Origin of the sequence: Vibrio sp. 10N.247.310.23 (assembly GCF_041467155.1) — a bacterium.
Lineage (GTDB): Bacteria > Pseudomonadota > Gammaproteobacteria > Enterobacterales > Vibrionaceae > Vibrio > Vibrio crassostreae_C.
Window position 1 is genome coordinate 226,490 of record NZ_JBFSTZ010000004.1, and the last position, 16,597, is coordinate 243,086.

Annotated in this window: 14 protein-coding genes and 1 tRNA gene; 7 read left to right on the plus strand and 8 right to left on the minus strand. The window is 44.0% G+C overall.

The window, feature by feature from the left end; translation table 11 throughout:
• Positions 1-233: 233 nt before the first annotated feature.
• Both AB6D93_RS04895 and arcA read right to left on the minus strand, forming a co-directional pair.
• Positions 234-1,238 (minus strand): ornithine carbamoyltransferase, encoded by a 1,005-nt coding sequence (locus tag AB6D93_RS04895; protein ID WP_017066667.1) that lies wholly within the window; start codon positions 1,236-1,238, stop codon positions 234-236.
• A gap of 157 nt (positions 1,239-1,395) precedes the next feature.
• A complete protein-coding gene (gene arcA, locus AB6D93_RS04900; protein WP_017069412.1) occupies positions 1,396-2,616 on the minus strand; it encodes an arginine deiminase in 1,221 nt (406 codons plus the stop codon).
• A gap of 576 nt (positions 2,617-3,192) precedes the next feature.
• On the opposite strand from arcA, the gene rraB reads away from it, so the two are divergent.
• Both rraB and AB6D93_RS04910 read left to right on the plus strand, forming a co-directional pair.
• Positions 3,193-3,609, plus strand: coding sequence for a ribonuclease E inhibitor RraB (gene rraB, locus AB6D93_RS04905; protein ID WP_017058930.1), 417 nt, complete (start codon positions 3,193-3,195; stop codon positions 3,607-3,609).
• Between the two features lie 125 nt (positions 3,610-3,734).
• Positions 3,735-4,529: a glycosyl hydrolase 2 galactose-binding domain-containing protein gene (locus AB6D93_RS04910; protein WP_102333031.1), complete on the plus strand. Its 795-nt coding sequence runs from the start codon at positions 3,735-3,737 to the stop codon at positions 4,527-4,529.
• Between the two features lie 49 nt (positions 4,530-4,578).
• On the opposite strand, the gene AB6D93_RS04915 is transcribed toward AB6D93_RS04910, so the two are convergent.
• The 5 genes from AB6D93_RS04915 to pepA all read right to left on the minus strand — a co-directional run bounded on the left by AB6D93_RS04915 (position 4,579) and on the right by pepA (position 10,799).
• Complete coding sequence (locus AB6D93_RS04915) at positions 4,579-5,073, minus strand: GNAT family N-acetyltransferase (RefSeq protein WP_017066666.1); 495 nt, start codon at positions 5,071-5,073, stop codon at positions 4,579-4,581.
• A gap of 47 nt (positions 5,074-5,120) precedes the next feature.
• Positions 5,121-5,525 (minus strand): DUF2061 domain-containing protein, encoded by a 405-nt coding sequence (locus AB6D93_RS04920; protein ID WP_017058933.1) that lies wholly within the window; start codon positions 5,523-5,525, stop codon positions 5,121-5,123.
• A gap of 228 nt (positions 5,526-5,753) precedes the next feature.
• A complete protein-coding gene (locus tag AB6D93_RS04925) occupies positions 5,754-8,627 on the minus strand; it encodes a valine--tRNA ligase (RefSeq protein ID WP_017063742.1) in 2,874 nt (957 codons plus the stop codon).
• A 102-nt stretch (positions 8,628-8,729) separates the two neighbouring features.
• Positions 8,730-9,179, minus strand: a complete 450-nt coding sequence (locus AB6D93_RS04930; RefSeq protein ID WP_102333032.1) for a DNA polymerase III subunit chi — start codon at positions 9,177-9,179, stop codon at positions 8,730-8,732.
• A gap of 99 nt (positions 9,180-9,278) precedes the next feature.
• Complete coding sequence (gene pepA, locus AB6D93_RS04935; RefSeq protein WP_010435005.1) at positions 9,279-10,799, minus strand: leucyl aminopeptidase; 1,521 nt, start codon at positions 10,797-10,799, stop codon at positions 9,279-9,281.
• Between the two features lie 192 nt (positions 10,800-10,991).
• Here pepA and lptF point away from each other — a divergent pair, with 192 nt between their 5' ends.
• Together lptF and lptG are read left to right on the plus strand one after the other, a co-directional pair.
• Entirely contained in the window at positions 10,992-12,092 is a 1,101-nt protein-coding gene (gene lptF / locus AB6D93_RS04940; RefSeq protein ID WP_017058937.1) for an LPS export ABC transporter permease LptF, read from the plus strand.
• A gap of 3 nt (positions 12,093-12,095) precedes the next feature.
• Positions 12,096-13,166, plus strand: coding sequence for an LPS export ABC transporter permease LptG (gene lptG, locus AB6D93_RS04945; protein WP_017058938.1), 1,071 nt, complete (start codon positions 12,096-12,098; stop codon positions 13,164-13,166).
• Between the two features lie 64 nt (positions 13,167-13,230).
• On the opposite strand, the gene AB6D93_RS04950 is transcribed toward lptG, so the two are convergent.
• Complete coding sequence (locus tag AB6D93_RS04950) at positions 13,231-13,707, minus strand: RDD family protein (RefSeq protein WP_017058939.1); 477 nt, start codon at positions 13,705-13,707, stop codon at positions 13,231-13,233.
• Between the two features lie 194 nt (positions 13,708-13,901).
• Between AB6D93_RS04950 and AB6D93_RS04955 the strand changes: the two genes are divergently transcribed.
• The 3 genes from AB6D93_RS04955 (at position 13,902) to AB6D93_RS04965 (ending at position 16,207) form a co-directional block, all read left to right on the plus strand.
• Positions 13,902-13,986, plus strand: a tRNA-Leu gene (locus AB6D93_RS04955).
• A gap of 476 nt (positions 13,987-14,462) precedes the next feature.
• A complete protein-coding gene (locus tag AB6D93_RS04960; protein ID WP_102333033.1) occupies positions 14,463-14,870 on the plus strand; it encodes a VOC family protein in 408 nt (135 codons plus the stop codon).
• An 83-nt stretch (positions 14,871-14,953) separates the two neighbouring features.
• On the plus strand, positions 14,954-16,207 hold the full coding sequence (locus tag AB6D93_RS04965) for an HD-GYP domain-containing protein (RefSeq protein ID WP_102333034.1): 1,254 nt from the start codon (positions 14,954-14,956) through the stop codon (positions 16,205-16,207).
• The last annotated feature ends 390 nt before the right edge of the window (positions 16,208-16,597 follow it).

Here is a 16,597-nt window from a genome sequence, read left to right on the forward strand (position 1 = left end):
AAAAAGCCCCCCATAATGGGAGGCTTTAAAAAAGTGCTGAAAAGCAGAATAGACGGCCTGGTAAGCATCTTAGCTTACGAGCAATATTTGGTGTTTTCACAATATTACTATGTGTTATCACAATATTGGTTGGCGTCATTTTCACTACTCTCAGACAAATTGCCGAGAATTATACGCTTTCAATTTGTGAGCGCAAGCGATTACATCAAGCTTTTGTTTACTTTCATTATTGTCTATTGACCAAGCGTCGCGACCATCACCGCCTTGATGGTGTGCATGCGATTTTCAGCTTCATCAAACACAATTGAGTAATCCGATTCAAACACTTCATCAGTAACTTCTAAACCGTTCATTCCATACTTATCTGCGACTTGCTGGCCGATCACGGTTTCATTGTTATGGAAAGCGGGTAGGCAGTGCATGAATTTCACTTGAGGATTGCCAGTGAGCTTAATGACATCCATATTCACTTGGTATGGTTTCATTACCGCTACACGTTCGTCCCAAGCTTCAGGGGCCTCGCCCATTGAAACCCAAACATCGGTATAAAGGAAATCACAGCCTTGAACACCTTCAGCAACGTCTTCTGTCAGCGTGATGTTGGCACCTGTGCTTTGCGCGATAGCTTGGCACTCTTCAACAAGCTGCTCTTCTGGCCAGAATGCTTTAGGCGCGACAAGGCGAATATCCATGCCCATCTTCGCGGCTCCGACTAACAGAGAGTTACCCATGTTATTGCGTGCATCGCCTAGGTAAGCAAAGCTGATTTGGTGCAGATGTTTTCCGCGACCATGCTCAAGCATAGTGAGGAAATCAGCCAAAATCTGAGTAGGGTGGAACTCATCGGTTAAACCATTCCAAACCGGCACGCCCGCATAAGCGCCTAAGTCTTCAACGATACTTTGGCCAAAGCCACGATATTCAATGCCATCGTACATGCGTCCCAATACACGCGCCGTATCTTTCATTGATTCTTTTTGACCAATCTGAGAACCAGAAGGGCCAAGGTAAGAGACTTGAGCACCTTGATCAAAGGCGGCCACTTCAAACGCACATCGTGTTCGAGTTGATGCTTTCTCGAAGATCAAAGCAATGTTTTTGCCGTTGAGTTTCTTCTGCTCAGTGCCTGCATACTTAGCTTTTTTTAGGTCAGCAGACAGGTCGAGTAAAAACTGAATCTCTTTAGGAGTAAAGTCGAGAAGTTTTAGAAAGTTACGATTGCGAAGATTAAAGGCCATCTCTCGCTCCTTGCGTATATAGAATCAATGAAGAACTTAGTTAAACATAAAAATGCTATATTTGTGAATATTTATTTTATTAATTTGATAAAAAAGGCCAGTAAATGAATACTGGCCTAGATAAGATTATTGAGTCTGTTTAACTGAGCTCTTTGACTTAGATACCATCTCTTTCGATAGGGCAACTCATACAGCGCGCGCCGCCACGACCACGGCCTAGCTCGTTGCCAGGAATCGTCAGAACTTCGATACCCGCTTTGTCGTATTTCTCATTGGTGTAAACATTACGTTCATAACCAATCACGGTACCTGGTTTCACTGTCAGTACGTTGTTAGCGTCATTCCACTGTTCACGCTCAGCTTCGTAGTTATCACCGCCGGTAGTGATGATCTTCAGTTGATCAAGGCCTAGTGCGCCTTCAATCGCTGACAGGTAGTTTTCAGCTTTCTCGACACGCATTTCGCCGTTTTCTTTTGGCGTTAAGCGCCAAGTGTCGAGGTCTTTACGAACGATCTCTGGATAGACAGAGAACGTGTCGATATCCATGTGTGTCATCACCGTATCAAGGTGCATACAAGAGCGGTGTTTTGGTAGATCGATCGCAATCACTTCGCTCGCTTGGCCTGATCTAAATAGGCTAGCCGCTAGGTTTTCGACACCTTGTGGTTTCGTACGCTCTGAAATACCAACCAGTACCGCACCTTTACCGATAACCAGTACGTCACCGCCTTCAATGTTAGCGTTGTCGTAGTGAAGGTCTTCGTCACCAAAGTACTTAATGAAATCTTGGCCTGCGAACACTGGGTGCCAGCGGTAGATAGCACGCAGGTGGTTCGTTTCACGTTGACGTGCAGGCTTCATCATTGGGTTAAGCGATACACCACCGTAAACCCAGCAAGAAGTATCTCGCGTAAATAGGTGGTTAGGCAGTGGCTCGATAACGAAATCGAGTGGTCGATGCATTTTAGGCAGCATCGATGATGATTTGATAGGAAGCTCAGAGTAGGCCAAGCCACCGAGTAAGATCGTTGCTAGATGCTCATTATCCATTTGAGCAAGGTAGTTTCTTAAGTCACGGGCGAAAGTCGGCCCATAACGGAAATCTGAGATTTGAGTATTCAGCAACCACTCACGAGCCTGAGATACGGCAAGCGTTTCTACTAGCAGGTCATGCAGCAGTAGTACTTCTACGTCTTGGCTGCGCAGCGTTTCTGCAAAGGCATCATGTTCTTCACCAGCGGCTTCAACGGCAAGTACATCATCAAATAGAAGATCATGACAGTTTGAAGGGGTGAGGTGGGTGAGTGCTCTTTCAGGTCTATTTAGGAGAACTCGTCTCAATTGACCGACTTCGGAGCCAACGTACAGCTTACTCATTTTGCATCCTTACTATTAATCCAGCGTCTATTTATGACAAGCTTGTCCGTAATATGCAAGTTTTGTAGATTGAGTTAATACAAGGTATTTGGGTAATAATTGGTCATAAAACCTGTGATTTTTAAGTTTATACAGATTAAATTCCAACTAACTGGCTATCGAACGGAACAACGTTTTTGAGGATCTATGCTCAATTCGTGGCTTGTTAGAATTGAATTTTGCTTATTAATCGTGATTTTTTATTCACTATTATGCACTTTTTGATAACAAGCTGAGGATTTATGCACCCCAAAAGCGGTTTAGCGTATGCACCTAACGTGACTAATCACGCAAGTTTTATTCAATAAGCCCTAAAGTGGCCACAAAAACGAAATGCTAAAATACGGCGCAGTTAATAAAATGTTGAAAATTTGTTTCTGTGATTTTGATTTCACTTTTGAATTGATATTGGCGCTGCGATCTCGCGATAAACTTACCTTTCTAGGCCTGATCTGGGTGGCTTTTCTGGACGATCCGTGCCATATTTCGTGACAATCAAATTTGATCTTTTCATAGTCAACACTCTGGAGCAGACACATGTCTCACGAAGATGAATATCTATCAGTAGCGGAATTAATTGAATTTCAAAAGGAAGAGACTCGCGACATCATTACAGCATTAATTGAAGATGGTAGCGATCCTGAAGCTCTATACGATATCGAGCATCACCTATTTGCTGAAGATTTCGATGTGCTTGAGAAAGCGGTTGTTGAAGCATTCAAAATGGGCTTTGAAGTGCTTGAAGCTGAAGAGACAGAAGACGAAGATGGCAATAAGCTACTTTGTTGTGATGCAACGATGCAATGTACTCTGAATGCAGAAGCGATTGATGAGCAAGTTGAGAAGCTTGTAAACCTTGCAGAGAAGTTTGACATTATCTACGACGGTTGGGGCACTTACTACGAAGGTGAAGATGCTATCTACCCAGACGAAGATGATGAAGGCGAAGAGTAATTCTTTCCCAATTTTAAAAAATGCCAGCCTCGAGCTGGCATTTTTTTACCCTCAGAAAAATAAATGTCTTTATATGCATTCATTCATTATAATGCGGTCAAAATTGATCTAGCTCAAGGAATGATATGCGGTTGCTTCTCGATGGTCTTTGGCAAATTTCGCCACTGACGGATCTCTCTATCCCACAAGATGACATCACCTTTCCGGCTCCGTTAAGCTCAAAGCTCCCTGATAGCTTGAGTGAAAGTCAAATTGCAGAGCAAGAGTGGCACCTGATGCACGACATCGAAGTGGATGACGCTATGTTAGCGTGTCCATTTGTTGAGTTAGTGATGGCTGGAGTCGATTATTTTGCTGAAGTTCGACTTAATGGTGTGGCTGTTTTTGATTGTGATGGTAGCCAAGCTGAATACCGTAAAGATATCCGTCCTTATATGCAGTCCGGCCGAAACCGTTTCGAGATCCTTTTCCTTGAAGAAGAGGAGAGCCTATTGCTTGAAGAAGACATGGATGACTCTGTATCTTCACACGCTATCGCTAAATCTGATTCACGCATCGGGATTTGGCAAGCGCCATACCTGCAGTTCGTTCGAAACGTCAAGCTAGAGCAAGTTGTCACAGAGCAGATCTGGCACCACGGTGGTGGCTGTGAGTTTAAAGTGGATGTTATCTATCAAACGCTAAAGGCGGGGTTAGTATCGGCATCCATCAAGTTTAATGGTATGACTCTCGTGATGCCGATTGATGTACGCGCTGAACATACTGGCGTCGTGTTCCAGGTCGAAGCTCCTATCATTTTTGATATTGAGAATCCTAACCCCAAGTATCTATACCCATTAGAAGTGGTACTTGATGGGCAAGAAGAGAGTTCTTTTGTTGCCTTGAACCCAACTTCTTGCGTCAGTAACTTTCTACGTTAACTCCGTATATTTTAGCGTTATCTTCTTTCGCTATAGCGGCGCATTCTGCTTATAACGACTTGGCCATGACAACCTCACAAGCGTCGTGGCCTGTTTCTCCCCAAGCTGACTCAAGATGCTCAAACCCAAGCTTCTCATAGAGTTTGACCGCAGCACCCAAGCACTTCGTCGTTTCTAAATACATGTGTTGATACCCAAGTTGCTTGGCTTGCTTTAAGCTCAAAGCGACAATTCGCTTGGCTAGGCCATGCCCTCGAGTTTGCGGTAAGAAGTACATCTTTTGTAGCTCACACACATTGGGTTTACCTGCTAGAGGGGCAAAGCCACCGCCTCCGACGATCTTTCCGTTGTGTTCGATAACCCAGTACATTGCATTCGCTTGGCTATAGACAGAGTACATATCGTCGAGTGTTGGATCGGCCACGCCATAGCCTTTATCTTCTGTGAGCCCATGCTCAGCCGAAACTTGGCGAATGATTTGTGCGATGCTTGGGTTGTCTTGCGGTGTAATGGGTCTAAGGGTGAACTCAGCAATTTGTTCCATGATCTGCCTATGAAAGGGTCACTAATATGTGACCCAATATATGGTGACTAAGCATGTTGGTGCAAACAGAATTGTTGTTGTGCCATTTGGTCGCCTGATTTACGTAACCAGACTTTCTCGTGGAAGTAGTAAGCAACGGTATTTAAAGTTGGCTCTAGCAAAGCCATCACGCCGCCTATGAAAGCATCTCCAGTCAACAAGTAGACAACGGTAAAGGCAACACTAAAGTGGATGGTAGCAAAGCTTGCTGTTTTTAATTTGGTCATCCACTGGCGAGCTTTAAGAGCTGGAACTTGAGCCCACGCCTTTTCATGAAAATAGAAGGCAACAGTATTCACAGAGGGCTCAATCATAGCGATTAAGCTACCAATTAAGATGTCGCCTGTTAGTACATAAGCGACACTAAATGCGATAGTAAAATGTAATGCAGCAAAGGTTAGTGTCTTTTTCATGATAATTACTCAGTCGTTGTGTTGTTTTGATAGGTCTATTATTGAGAATTATTATCATTAAGTATAATGGGAAGTAGAGATTAATTTGATAGATGAAACCTATCAATCAGTGCGGCTAGAGTGAGAAGCATTGGAATATTGGAATCAGGGACATAAAAAAAGGCTGGTCACCAAGACCAACCTTTCTATTTAGACCGAGAAGTTTGAAGCCTTCTCGTTCACTCGGTTTTAAAGCGCAGCGATTGTCGCTTTTTGCTCTTCAAGCTTAACAAGAGTTTCCTTGTAGCCTTCAAGCTTTTCACGCTCTTTCGCGATAACTGCTTCTGGTGCTTTAGCAACGAAACCTTCGTTACCTAGCTTACCTTCGATACGTTTAATCTCGCCGTGAGTCTTAGCGACTTCTTTATCTAGACGAGCAAGCTCTGCATCTTTGTCGATAAGACCCGCCATTGGGATCATCAACTCAGATTTGCCAACCAGTTTAGTTGCACAAGCAGGAGTCTCTTCACCATCAGCTAGAACTTTAATATCGTCTAGCTTAGCTAGAGAAGTAAGAACGATCTTGTTCGCTTCGATACGAGCGGCATCTTTCTCATCAGCAACCTTGATCATTACTTCTAAGCCTTGGCTTGGTGCAATGTCGTATTCCGCACGTAGGTTACGGATAGCAGTGATGAAAGTCTTAACCCATTCGATGTCGTCAACGATCTCAGCATTGAAGTTAGCTTCATTAAACTGAGGAAGCGCTTGAGTCATGATTGTCTCGCCTTCAACGCCGTCTACTAGCGGCTTAACGCTCTGCCAGATAGATTCAGTGATGTAAGGAAGAACAGGGTGAGCAAGACGCAGAGTCTTCTCAAGAACCGTGATAAGCGTGTAACGAGTCGCTTGTTGTTGAGCTTCAGTACCTTTCCAAAGAACAGGTTTAGTTAGCTCTAAGTACCAGTCACAGAATTGGTTCCAGATGAATTCGTAAAGCGTGTTTGCTGCCATGTCTAGACGGTAGTTGTCTAGGTGAGCATTAAACTCTTTCGCTGCAACTTCAAACTGAGACTCAATCCACTTATCGGCTAGAGAGAATTCCATGTTTGCACGGTCTTCTACAGACAGTGACATGCCACAGTCGTGCTCTTCTGTGTTCATCAGTACGTAACGGCTTGCGTTCCATAGCTTGTTACAGAAGTTACGGTAACCTTCAAGACGCTTCATGTCCCAGTTGATGTCACGGCCAGTTGAAGCCATAGCAGCAAGAGTGAAACGCAGTGCGTCAGTACCGTAGGGTTCGATACCGTTTTCGAATGTTTTACGTGTGTTCTTTTCGATCTTAGCAGCCAGTTTAGGTTGCATCATGTTGCCACAACGCTTCTCTACTAGCTCTTCAAGGCCGATGCCGTCAATCATGTCGATTGGGTCAAGTACGTTACCTTTCGACTTAGACATCTTATCGCCGTTTTCATCACGGATAAGACCTGTCATGTAAACAGTTTTGAAAGGTACTTGAGCCTTGCCATCTTCGTCTTTCACGAAGTGCATGGTCATCATGATCATACGAGCAACCCAGAAGAAGATAATATCAAAACCAGATACTAGTACTTCAGATGGGTGGAATGTTTTCAGTGCTTCAGTATCTTCAGGCCAGCCTTGTGTGCCGAACGTCCAAAGTGCAGAAGAGAACCAAGTATCCAGTACGTCGTCGTCTTGCTTAAGCACAACAACAGGCGCTAGGTTGTTCTTTTCACGAACTTCTTCTTCAGTGCGACCTACGTAAACTTTACCATCGTTGTCGTACCATGCTGGGATACGGTGGCCCCACCAAAGTTGACGAGAGATACACCAGTCTTGCACGTCACGCATCCACGCGAAGTACATGTTTTCGTACTGCTTAGGTACGAATTGGATTTGACCATCTTCAACCGCTTTAACTGCAGGTTCTGCAAGAGGTGCTGTGCGCACGTACCATTGGTCAGTCAGCATTGGTTCGATAACCACGCCACCACGGTCGCCGTAAGGGACAGTCAGGTCGTGATCTTTGATCTCTTCAAGAAGACCAAGCTCATCGAATTCAGCAACGATAGCTTTACGTGCAGCAAAACGCTCCATACCTTGGTACTTAGCAGGGATACCTGTTGAGTAAACATCGCTTTCTTCGCCGTTAGTCGTGAAGACTTCAGCAGCATCACGGATATCAGCATTGAACGTTAGGATGTTGATCATCGGTAGGTTGTTGCGCTTACCCACTTCGTAATCGTTAAAGTCATGAGCTGGAGTGATCTTCACACAACCCGTGCCTTTTTCCATGTCTGCGTGCTCATCGCCTACGATAGGGATAAGACGGTTTACAACAGGAAGTAGGATTTCTTTGCCGATAAGATCTTTGTAACGAGGATCTTCTGGGTTAACAGCAACACCAGTATCGCCAAGCATGGTTTCAGGACGAGTCGTCGCAACAACGATGTAGTCTTTACCATCTGCCGTTTTAACACCGTTCGCTAGCGGGTAGCGGAAGTGCCACATGAAACCTTTTTTGTCTTTGTTTTCAACTTCAAGATCCGAGATTGCAGTGTGCAGTTTAGGATCCCAGTTTACTAGACGTTTACCACGGTAGATTAGGTCTTCTTCGTATAGACGAACAAACACTTCTTGAGTCGCAGCCGATAGGCCGTCATCCATAGTGAATCGTTCACGATCCCAATCTACAGATGCACCAAGACGACGAAGTTGTTGAGTGATCGTGCCACCTGATTCGCCTTTCCATTCCCAGATCTTGTCGATGAAAGCTTCACGGCCGTAGTCGTGTTTTGTTTTGCCTTCTTCGGCAGCAATCTTACGCTCAACAACCATTTGAGTTGCGATACCAGCGTGGTCAGTACCCACTTGCCAAAGCGTGTTTTTGCCTTTCATACGTTGAGCACGGATAAGCGTATCCATGATCGTATCTTGGAACGCGTGACCCATGTGTAGGCTGCCAGTGACGTTCGGTGGCGGGATCATGATGCTGTAAGCTTCTTTTGATGTGTCACCGTGTGGCTTAAAGTAGCCTTTCTCTTCCCAAGTCTTATACAGAGCTTGTTCGATTGATGTTGGGTTGTATGTCTTTTCCATAGTGCTCTTAAACGGATACTGTGAATGGTTAATCGTGGTCAAACTTCATAAGTGAAGCTTCTTGAATCTAAATCCAAAGATAGCTTTAACTATGAGGTTTGACTATGGATGTTGAATCTCGATAGTTTGTAGCTGATATCCAGCTTGACGGTAAATTTTATACCTTTCTCGAGCGAGTTGCTTAGCTTTTTCTTCGCAAGGGACGAAGTCTATCACCTGAGCAAAGGCGTTCGCAAAGGTTGTATGATTATCGGCCAGATTAATTACTAGCTGACGATTCCAATTATGTTTTACGCCTTGATAGCCAATTTCGATGTTGGTTGAATACTTCGGGCCTTCGCCAACCAAGTTGTGCGCAATAAAATCACAGGGTTCGACTTGCCAGAAAACTTCAGCAATACGCTCGGCATGCTCTTTGTCATTACAGTTGAGATAAAGTTTAGCGCCTTGTTTTGCAAAGTGCTGAGCAAGAAACAGCACATAGTGAGTAAAACCATCTTCGCGGGCTTGCGGACTGTCTGAAGGCACTATGTAAAAAGTGGCAGTTTGCATACTTAACACTCGAACTGAAAATTGTGGACCTCAATATTACTTGGTCTACAGACTCTAACAAATAGCAGTTATTAAAAAAGGGCCCGTAGGCCCTTTTTACTATTTTGAAGATTGCTCTTCAGTCTCTTGGCCGCTGCGGTTCAATAAGAATTGGACAAGCATTGAGACAGGACGACCTGTCGAGCCTTTCGCTGCGCCTGACTTCCACGCCGTACCAGCACTGTCGATGTGTGCCCAGTGGTACTTCTTAGTGAATTTAGACAGGAAGCAACCAGCAGTAATTGTGCCGCCAGGACGGCCGCCGATGTTCGCCATATCAGCGAATGGGCTGTTTAGCTGCTCATGGTATTCGTCAGCCATAGGTAGACGCCATGCTCGGTCGCTTGCTTGCTCTGAAGCATTAACAAGTTCATGAGATAGTGGGTTGTGGTTTGATAGAACGCCACTGATGTGGTGACCTAGAGCAATAACACATGCGCCAGTTAGTGTCGCAACGTCGACAACACAATCAGGTTCAAAACGCTCAACGTAAGTTAGAGCATCACATAAAACCAAACGACCTTCTGCATCAGTATTTAATACTTCAACGGTTTGACCAGACATCGTAGTTAGGATGTCACCAGGGCGATAAGCGTTGCTACCAGGCATATTTTCACAACCCGCTAGAATACCAACAACGTTGATTGGCAGGTTAAGTTTCGCCAATGCTTTCATTGTACCGAATACAGAGGCAGCACCACACATATCGTACTTCATCTCATCCATGCCTTCGCCAGGCTTAAGTGAGATACCGCCTGAATCGAAAGTAAGACCTTTACCGACTAGGACGATAGGTTTTGCGTCTGGATCCGCAGCGCCTTTGTATTCCATGATAGACATCATCGATTCGTTCTTAGAGCCACGGCCTACTGCTAGGTATGAAGTCATACCCAGTTTTTCCATCTCTTCTTCGCCAATGATCTTAGTCTTCACAGTTTCATAATCGTCAGCTAGGCGACGAGCTTGAGATGCAAGGTAAGCAGGGTTTGCGATGTTCGGTGGCATATTGCCTAGATCTTTCGATGCTTTCACGCCTGAAGCAATAGCAAGGCCATGAGAAATAGCTTTCTCACCAAGGCTCAATTCACGACGTGTAGGTACGTTGAATACCAATTTACGTAGTGGGCGACGAGTCTCTGGCTTATTACTCTTGAATTGGTCAAACGTGTAAAGGCCATCTTTAGTTGCTTCTACAGCTTGACGAACTTTCCAGTAAGTGTCGCGACCTTTAACGTGAAGTTCTGTAAGGAAACATACTGCTTCCATAGAACCTGTTTCGTTTAGTGTGCTGATGGTTTTTTGGATGATTTCTTTGTATTGACGTTCGCCTAGCTCACGCTCTTTACCACAGCCTACCAGTAGAACACGTTCTGAAAGTACACCAGGTACTTGATGCAGTAGTAGCATCTGGCCAGGTTTACCCTCTAGATCACCGCGACGAAGCAGTGAACTAATATAGCCATCGCTAATCTTATCTAATTGCTCGGCGACTGGAGAAAGGCGGCGCGGTTCGAATACACCGACAACGATACATGCGCTGCGTTGTTTCTCTGGGCTGCCACTTTTTACACTGAACTCCATGCGTACTCCTACATCCTGAAGACAAATCGAACTAAATGTTAGATAATGGGTTCTTACTTGTTGGATCCTATAATGGAACTAACCTTAAAGAAGAACGCTAACACTTAGCTAAAAATTTAAAAAAATAAAAGGTTCAACGGGAAATTATAGTGATTCAATCAAAAAAACAAGTTTTGTATAGGTAATTTGAGCGTGATTATTGTTAGATATTTGATCCGCGAGACAATCAAGAGCCAATTTGCGATCTTTTTTGTTCTCTTTCTCGTGTTTCTCAGCCAAAAATTCATCAGTGTTTTAGCGGATGCCTCTGATGGTGATATCCCTGCGAGTCTTATATTGTCGATTGTTGGCTTAAATATGCCAGCGATGGGCCTATTGATGCTTCCACTCAGTATCTATATTGGTATTTTGCTTACTTTTGGCCGCCTTTACGCTGAAAGTGAAATAGTGGTCATGAACGCCACCGGTATCGGTAATAAATTCCTGATCCAATCTGCGCTTTACCTCGCTTTAATTACGGCATCTGTTGCAGCCTTTAACTCATTTTGGTTATCTCCTTGGTCACAAGACAAAGTTGAACAAATGTATGAAGAAGTAGCTGCAGAGAACAGCGTTGATTTGCTACCAAAAGGTAAGTTTGAAGGTACGCCGGATGGCTCTTCTGTCGTGTTTATTGATGATATCGACGGTAATAAGTTAGAAAACGTGTTCGTAGCTCAAATGCGTCCGCGTGATTCTGTACTGCCAAGTGTGATGTTCTCGAAGTCAGGTGATGTAAAAGAGCTCAGTGATGGTCGCCAAGTGATCGTAATGTACGATGGTACTCGTCATGAAGGCATTCCGACTCGCCTCGACTACAGGGTGACGCACTTTGAAGAATACGAAGGCCTGATTGGTCAGCGTGAAGTTGAGAAGAAAGGTCGAGACTGGGAAGCGATCCCTACGCTTGAACTGATTGGTAACTCAAATAATAGTGCGAAAGCAGAGTTGCAGTGGCGTATTTCTTTGGTACTTTGTATTCCATTGTTGACCATGCTTGTCGTGCCACTGTCTGCGGTAAACCCTCGGCAAGGTCGTTTTGCGAAAATCGGCCCAGCAATACTGATTTATCTCACCTATTTCTTAGCAATCAGTGCAACCAAGTCTTCAATCGAAGAGGGGAGCATTCCTGCGGTAATCGGCATGTGGCCAATCAATGCGTTATTGTTATTTGTCGCGATTGGTGCCAACTTTATGGATAGCGTGCCAGTAAGGCGTTTGAAAGAAAAATTCAAGAATAAGAGGTTGGCTTAAGCCGTGTTTAAGATTCTCGATTTATATATAGGCAGAACCATCATCGCAACGACGTCACTGGTATTGGTGACGTTTGTTGGTCTCTCTGGGATCATCAAATATGTAGAACAGCTAAGAAAAGTTGGCCGTGGTACATACGATCTATTACAAGCGCTGTATTTCGTTTTATTGAGTATCCCTCGTGATATCGAAATGTTCTTTCCAATGGCTGCATTGCTTGGCGCATTGATAGGGCTTGGTATGCTTGCTGCAAGTTCTGAGCTTGTCGTTATGCAGGCAGCTGGTTTCTCTAAGTTAGATATCGGCCTATCAGTACTTAAAACAGCTATTCCACTGATGATCGTGGTGACATTGCTTGGTCAATGGGGAGCACCGCAAGCGCAGAAAATGGCTCGTGATCTAAGAACTATCTCGATTGCTGGTGGTAATATTATTTCGACGCAAAGTGGTGTCTGGGCTCGTGATGCCAATGACTTCATCTTCATTGTCAAAATCGATGACCAGAAGCTATATGGAATGAACATGTGGCGCTTTGATGAAAACAAGGCACTTAAAACCGCTATTTATTCTGACGAAGTTGATTACGTTGGAGACAACGTGTGGACGATGAAGGATGTAGAGATCACGTCTTTTGAAAACGAACTTCAAATTACTAAAGAAAGTTTACCGACTTACTCTTGGGAAACGTCATTAGCTCCAGATAAGTTGGCGATAGTAACGGTTAAACCAGAAGAGCTATCGTTAAGTGGGTTGTATGATTATGTTTCTTATCTGAAGGCGTCAGAGCAAGATGCATCACGCTATGAATTGGCGCTGTGGAGAAAGATAACCCAGCCAATTTCGATCGCGGTTATGATGTTGATGGCACTGTCGTTTATCTTTGGTCCTTTGCGTAGTGTGACCATGGGTGCGAGGATTTTGTCAGGTGTTATTGCTGGCTTTACCTTCTATATATCCAGTGAGTTCTTTGGCCCAGTGAGTTTGGTTTATCAAATACCACCCGCCTTTGGCGCAATAGCCCCGAGCGTGGTGTTCCTTGGAATTGCCATCATGCTCTTGAGGCGGAAACTGTAAATAGTAAAAAGGAAGGCATAACGCCTTCCTTTTTTGATCTTGATTGGAGCTAACTTAAATCACATTATCGTGCTTGTGGTAACACAACGACTTCGGTCTTTGCCCAGATATCGTGAAAGCCACGTTTTTCAGGATCGAATGGAACACATAGGTTTGCCAGTCCAAAACCTGAAGTACCTAAACGAATCAGCGCCTGAGTTACTGTGATCGCTGAGCCATCTTTGTTTTGAACGCGCAGCTTCCAAGCTCTCATGCCGAGAGTTTGACCAGCTCTAGTCCAGAAGAACACGAAGAAATATACCCAAACGGCGACTAAGTAAAAGGTATATGCAGGGCTCCAAATCGGATGGTTGGTTAAGAAGTCACTAACATCGGCATAACCGCTGTGGTTAAAAATGCCGAGAGCCATGAGCGCGTGCAGTAGAGCGACAATGACGCCAGCCGCCAACATTTCAATAGCGATTACGATCAGAGCGTCGTAGAACAAGGCACCAAATCGGCGCATGACTCCTGCTGGTGGCAGAGTGTTTGTTGATGTCATGTGTTATTACTTCTTTAAAAATTGAGGCGTCAGAATATAGTTTAAGGCTTAGCCTGAAAAGAGACATGACGCACAGCTTATGACTTAGTGGCGAAATTATCGGCAAACACACATGAATTCAAGTTTTTATACTTGCCACATCAGTTCGCATACGTATAATGCCAAACATCGAAAGGGCAATGCCCCAAGATAATGCCGGTATGGTGAAATTGGTATACACGACGGATTCAAAATCCGTTGCCTTCGGGCGTGGCGGTTCAAGTCCGCCTACCGGTACCATATTTAAATGATAAAGCCTCGACTTCGGTCGGGGCTTTGTTGTATCTGGGATATAGGAAGCGTTGCCTTCGCGGTGGCGGCAGGAATGCCTGTCCAATCAGTCCGCCTACCGGTACCAAACATAGAAAGGTCGCTTTTATAGCGACCTTTCGTCGTTTTGGGCGTTTGTGAATTTTAAATCCAGCGTGTCGGCTTGGATGCAAGCCCAGTCAAGTCACCTACCGGCACCATATTTAAATGACAAAGCCTAGATGAAAATCGGGGCTTTGTTGTATCTGGGGTATAGGAAGCATTGCCTTCACGGTGGCGGCAGGTATGCCTGTTCAATCAGTCAGATCTTGATGTTTCATTCCTAAATTTCATCATTTCTCTTCGTAATCTAATGTGCCAATGAATTAATTATCTTAAATCAGAATGTTACCTTTAATTCTCACATCTATTGTCTATGTTTAAGATAGATCATAAAGGAGAGAGATATGCTGAAAGTAACCCCTTACTTATTTTTTGATGGTCGTTGTCATGAAGCATTGGACTTTTATCACAAGTGCTTTGGTGGTGTAGTTTTATCAAAACAACTATTTAGTGACGCACCACAGGTAATAGAGGGTGCTCAGCCTGATTGGGTTATGCACGCAGAGTTTGAAGCATTCGGTATGAAGCTTATGATGTCAGATGGCGTCAAAGCGAAAGAATTAGAAGGCAACAATCTTGCACTCTCCCTTGTTACTGAGGATACGACGACTCAAGAGCAAATCTTTGAAAAGCTCAAGAAGGGAGGGCGGATAATGACTCCACTCGCAGATACTTTTTGGGGGGCTCGATTTGGCAAAGTAGAAGATAAATTCGGTATACGCTGGATGGTGCACTGCGACTCTTTAAGTTGAGCCTGTGAAATTGGATAGTGAAATTGCTGCTTGGTTTTATTAGAATTATAAATAGAGATTAATCATCAATATTATATATAAAAATGGGCAGCATAAAGATTACCGTAGATCGCATTCAGCCCGGTCTGCATATACGACTCCCCGTAAAATGGAATGAACACCCATTTTTATTCAACAGCTTTAAAATCAAAGATGACGCTCAAGTAAAAGTAATTCGACATCTTGGGATTAAGGACGTCTATATAAACCTGAGTCAAAGTGATACCTCACCTTTACCTGTTAATCACGTAGGTGAACAAGAAGTCGATATTGATTCACAGGTAAGTCTTGAAACGGAAAGAATGTGGAAAGAAAAGCATGAGCGTATCGAAACCCTTAGCTCTTACCGCCGCAGGGTGAGTCATTGTGAGAGAGAGTTTGAACGTTCGCTTGCTCGAATGCGATCTGTGATGACCAAGATCCGTAACAGACCTTTAGATGCGGTAGGGGAGGTTAAGGCTCTTGTTGATGATATCGTTGAAACTCTAGTGAGCGATGATAACGTCACCTTGCACCTTATGAATGCTAAAGCAGATTTCGAAGATATTTACTTTCATACTCTAAATGTTTCGGTTGTTGCACTGATGATAGGAAAGGCCAAAGGCTATAACACACAGCAATTGAAAGACCTCTCATTCGCAGCGTTGTTTCACGATGTAGGCAAGATCAAAATACCAGTCGCGATACTAAGAAAGCAGAGTGCACTAACGGTGCCAGAAGAGAACTACCTGAAGCTTCATACTAAATACGGTGCGGATATTGTATCGGCAATTGATGACTTTCCTGAAAGTGCTAAAAAGGTGATCGCTCAACATCATGAGATGAATGATGGTTCTGGCTACCCCGAGGGCTTAAAAGAACATGAGATTGATGAATTTGCCAAGATAGTCGCCGTGGCTAATGCATTTGATAACCTTTGCCATGGTAAAACGCAATCTCAACAAATGATCCCGTATTTGGCACTGTCCCACCTATATAAGAGCTGCAAGCATCTATATAGCCAAGATAACTTGGGGCTGTTAGTTAAGTTCATGGGAGTCTATCCACCAGGAACTGTAGTACAGCTTTCAAATGACTCGATTGGGATTGTGATATCCGTTAACGCTAAACATATGCTTTATCCAAATGTACTTATCTATGATCCTAGCGTGCCAAGAACCCAAGCTCCGATCATTGACCTCTTTATTAAAGAGATCAAAATCGTTAATGCCGTTCATCCAAGCAAATTACCTGAACAAGTTCGAGAGTATCTAAACCCTAGGGCTCGTTTATCTTACTTTTTTGATAGTGGAGAGTAGTTATCCACAGGTCGTTGTGGGTAATTTGTTCGAAACTTGGGGTGAAAGTGGTATAAATAAGCCCTTGGTTGAAATGTCTTCGCTTAACCTCTTTTTTTAATAAAAAACGCATTTATTGCTTGCCAATATGAGCGGCATCTCTATAATGCCGCCTCACTGACACGGCAGACGCCACAAGGCTTCAGCGAGAAATGTTAGTAAGGCAACTAGCTTTAAGCGATGATTCGCTTCTACTTTTAGAAAGTAGGAATTAATTCCAAATAAGTGTTTGACACTGAGAATTAAATCGCTAGAATGGCCGCCTCTTCCGAAGTGATGTAAGTCACAACGAAGAGAAGCTCTTTAACAATTTAAACCTATCAATCTGTGTGGGCACTCGTTGATGAATAT

What these genes read in the sequence shown, in the direction of transcription:
- AB6D93_RS04930 (WP_102333032.1), bottom strand. Translation starts at nt 9,179, where the DNA reads ATGCAAACTGCCACTTTTTACATAGTGCCTTCAGACAGTCCGCAAGCC.
- AB6D93_RS04960 (WP_102333033.1), top strand. Translation starts at nt 14,463, where the DNA reads ATGCTGAAAGTAACCCCTTACTTATTTTTTGATGGTCGTTGTCATGAA.
- AB6D93_RS04925 (WP_017063742.1), bottom strand. Translation starts at nt 8,627, where the DNA reads ATGGAAAAGACATACAACCCAACATCAATCGAACAAGCTCTGTATAAG.
- AB6D93_RS04965 (WP_102333034.1), top strand. Translation starts at nt 14,954, where the DNA reads ATGGGCAGCATAAAGATTACCGTAGATCGCATTCAGCCCGGTCTGCAT.
- arcA (WP_017069412.1), bottom strand. Translation starts at nt 2,616, where the DNA reads ATGAGTAAGCTGTACGTTGGCTCCGAAGTCGGTCAATTGAGACGAGTT.
- AB6D93_RS04920 (WP_017058933.1), bottom strand. Translation starts at nt 5,525, where the DNA reads ATGAAAAAGACACTAACCTTTGCTGCATTACATTTTACTATCGCATTT.
- pepA (WP_010435005.1), bottom strand. Translation starts at nt 10,799, where the DNA reads ATGGAGTTCAGTGTAAAAAGTGGCAGCCCAGAGAAACAACGCAGCGCA.
- AB6D93_RS04950 (WP_017058939.1), bottom strand. Translation starts at nt 13,707, where the DNA reads ATGACATCAACAAACACTCTGCCACCAGCAGGAGTCATGCGCCGATTT.
- AB6D93_RS04915 (WP_017066666.1), bottom strand. Translation starts at nt 5,073, where the DNA reads ATGGAACAAATTGCTGAGTTCACCCTTAGACCCATTACACCGCAAGAC.
- AB6D93_RS04895 (WP_017066667.1), bottom strand. Translation starts at nt 1,238, where the DNA reads ATGGCCTTTAATCTTCGCAATCGTAACTTTCTAAAACTTCTCGACTTT.
- rraB (WP_017058930.1), top strand. Translation starts at nt 3,193, where the DNA reads ATGTCTCACGAAGATGAATATCTATCAGTAGCGGAATTAATTGAATTT.
- AB6D93_RS04910 (WP_102333031.1), top strand. Translation starts at nt 3,735, where the DNA reads ATGCGGTTGCTTCTCGATGGTCTTTGGCAAATTTCGCCACTGACGGAT.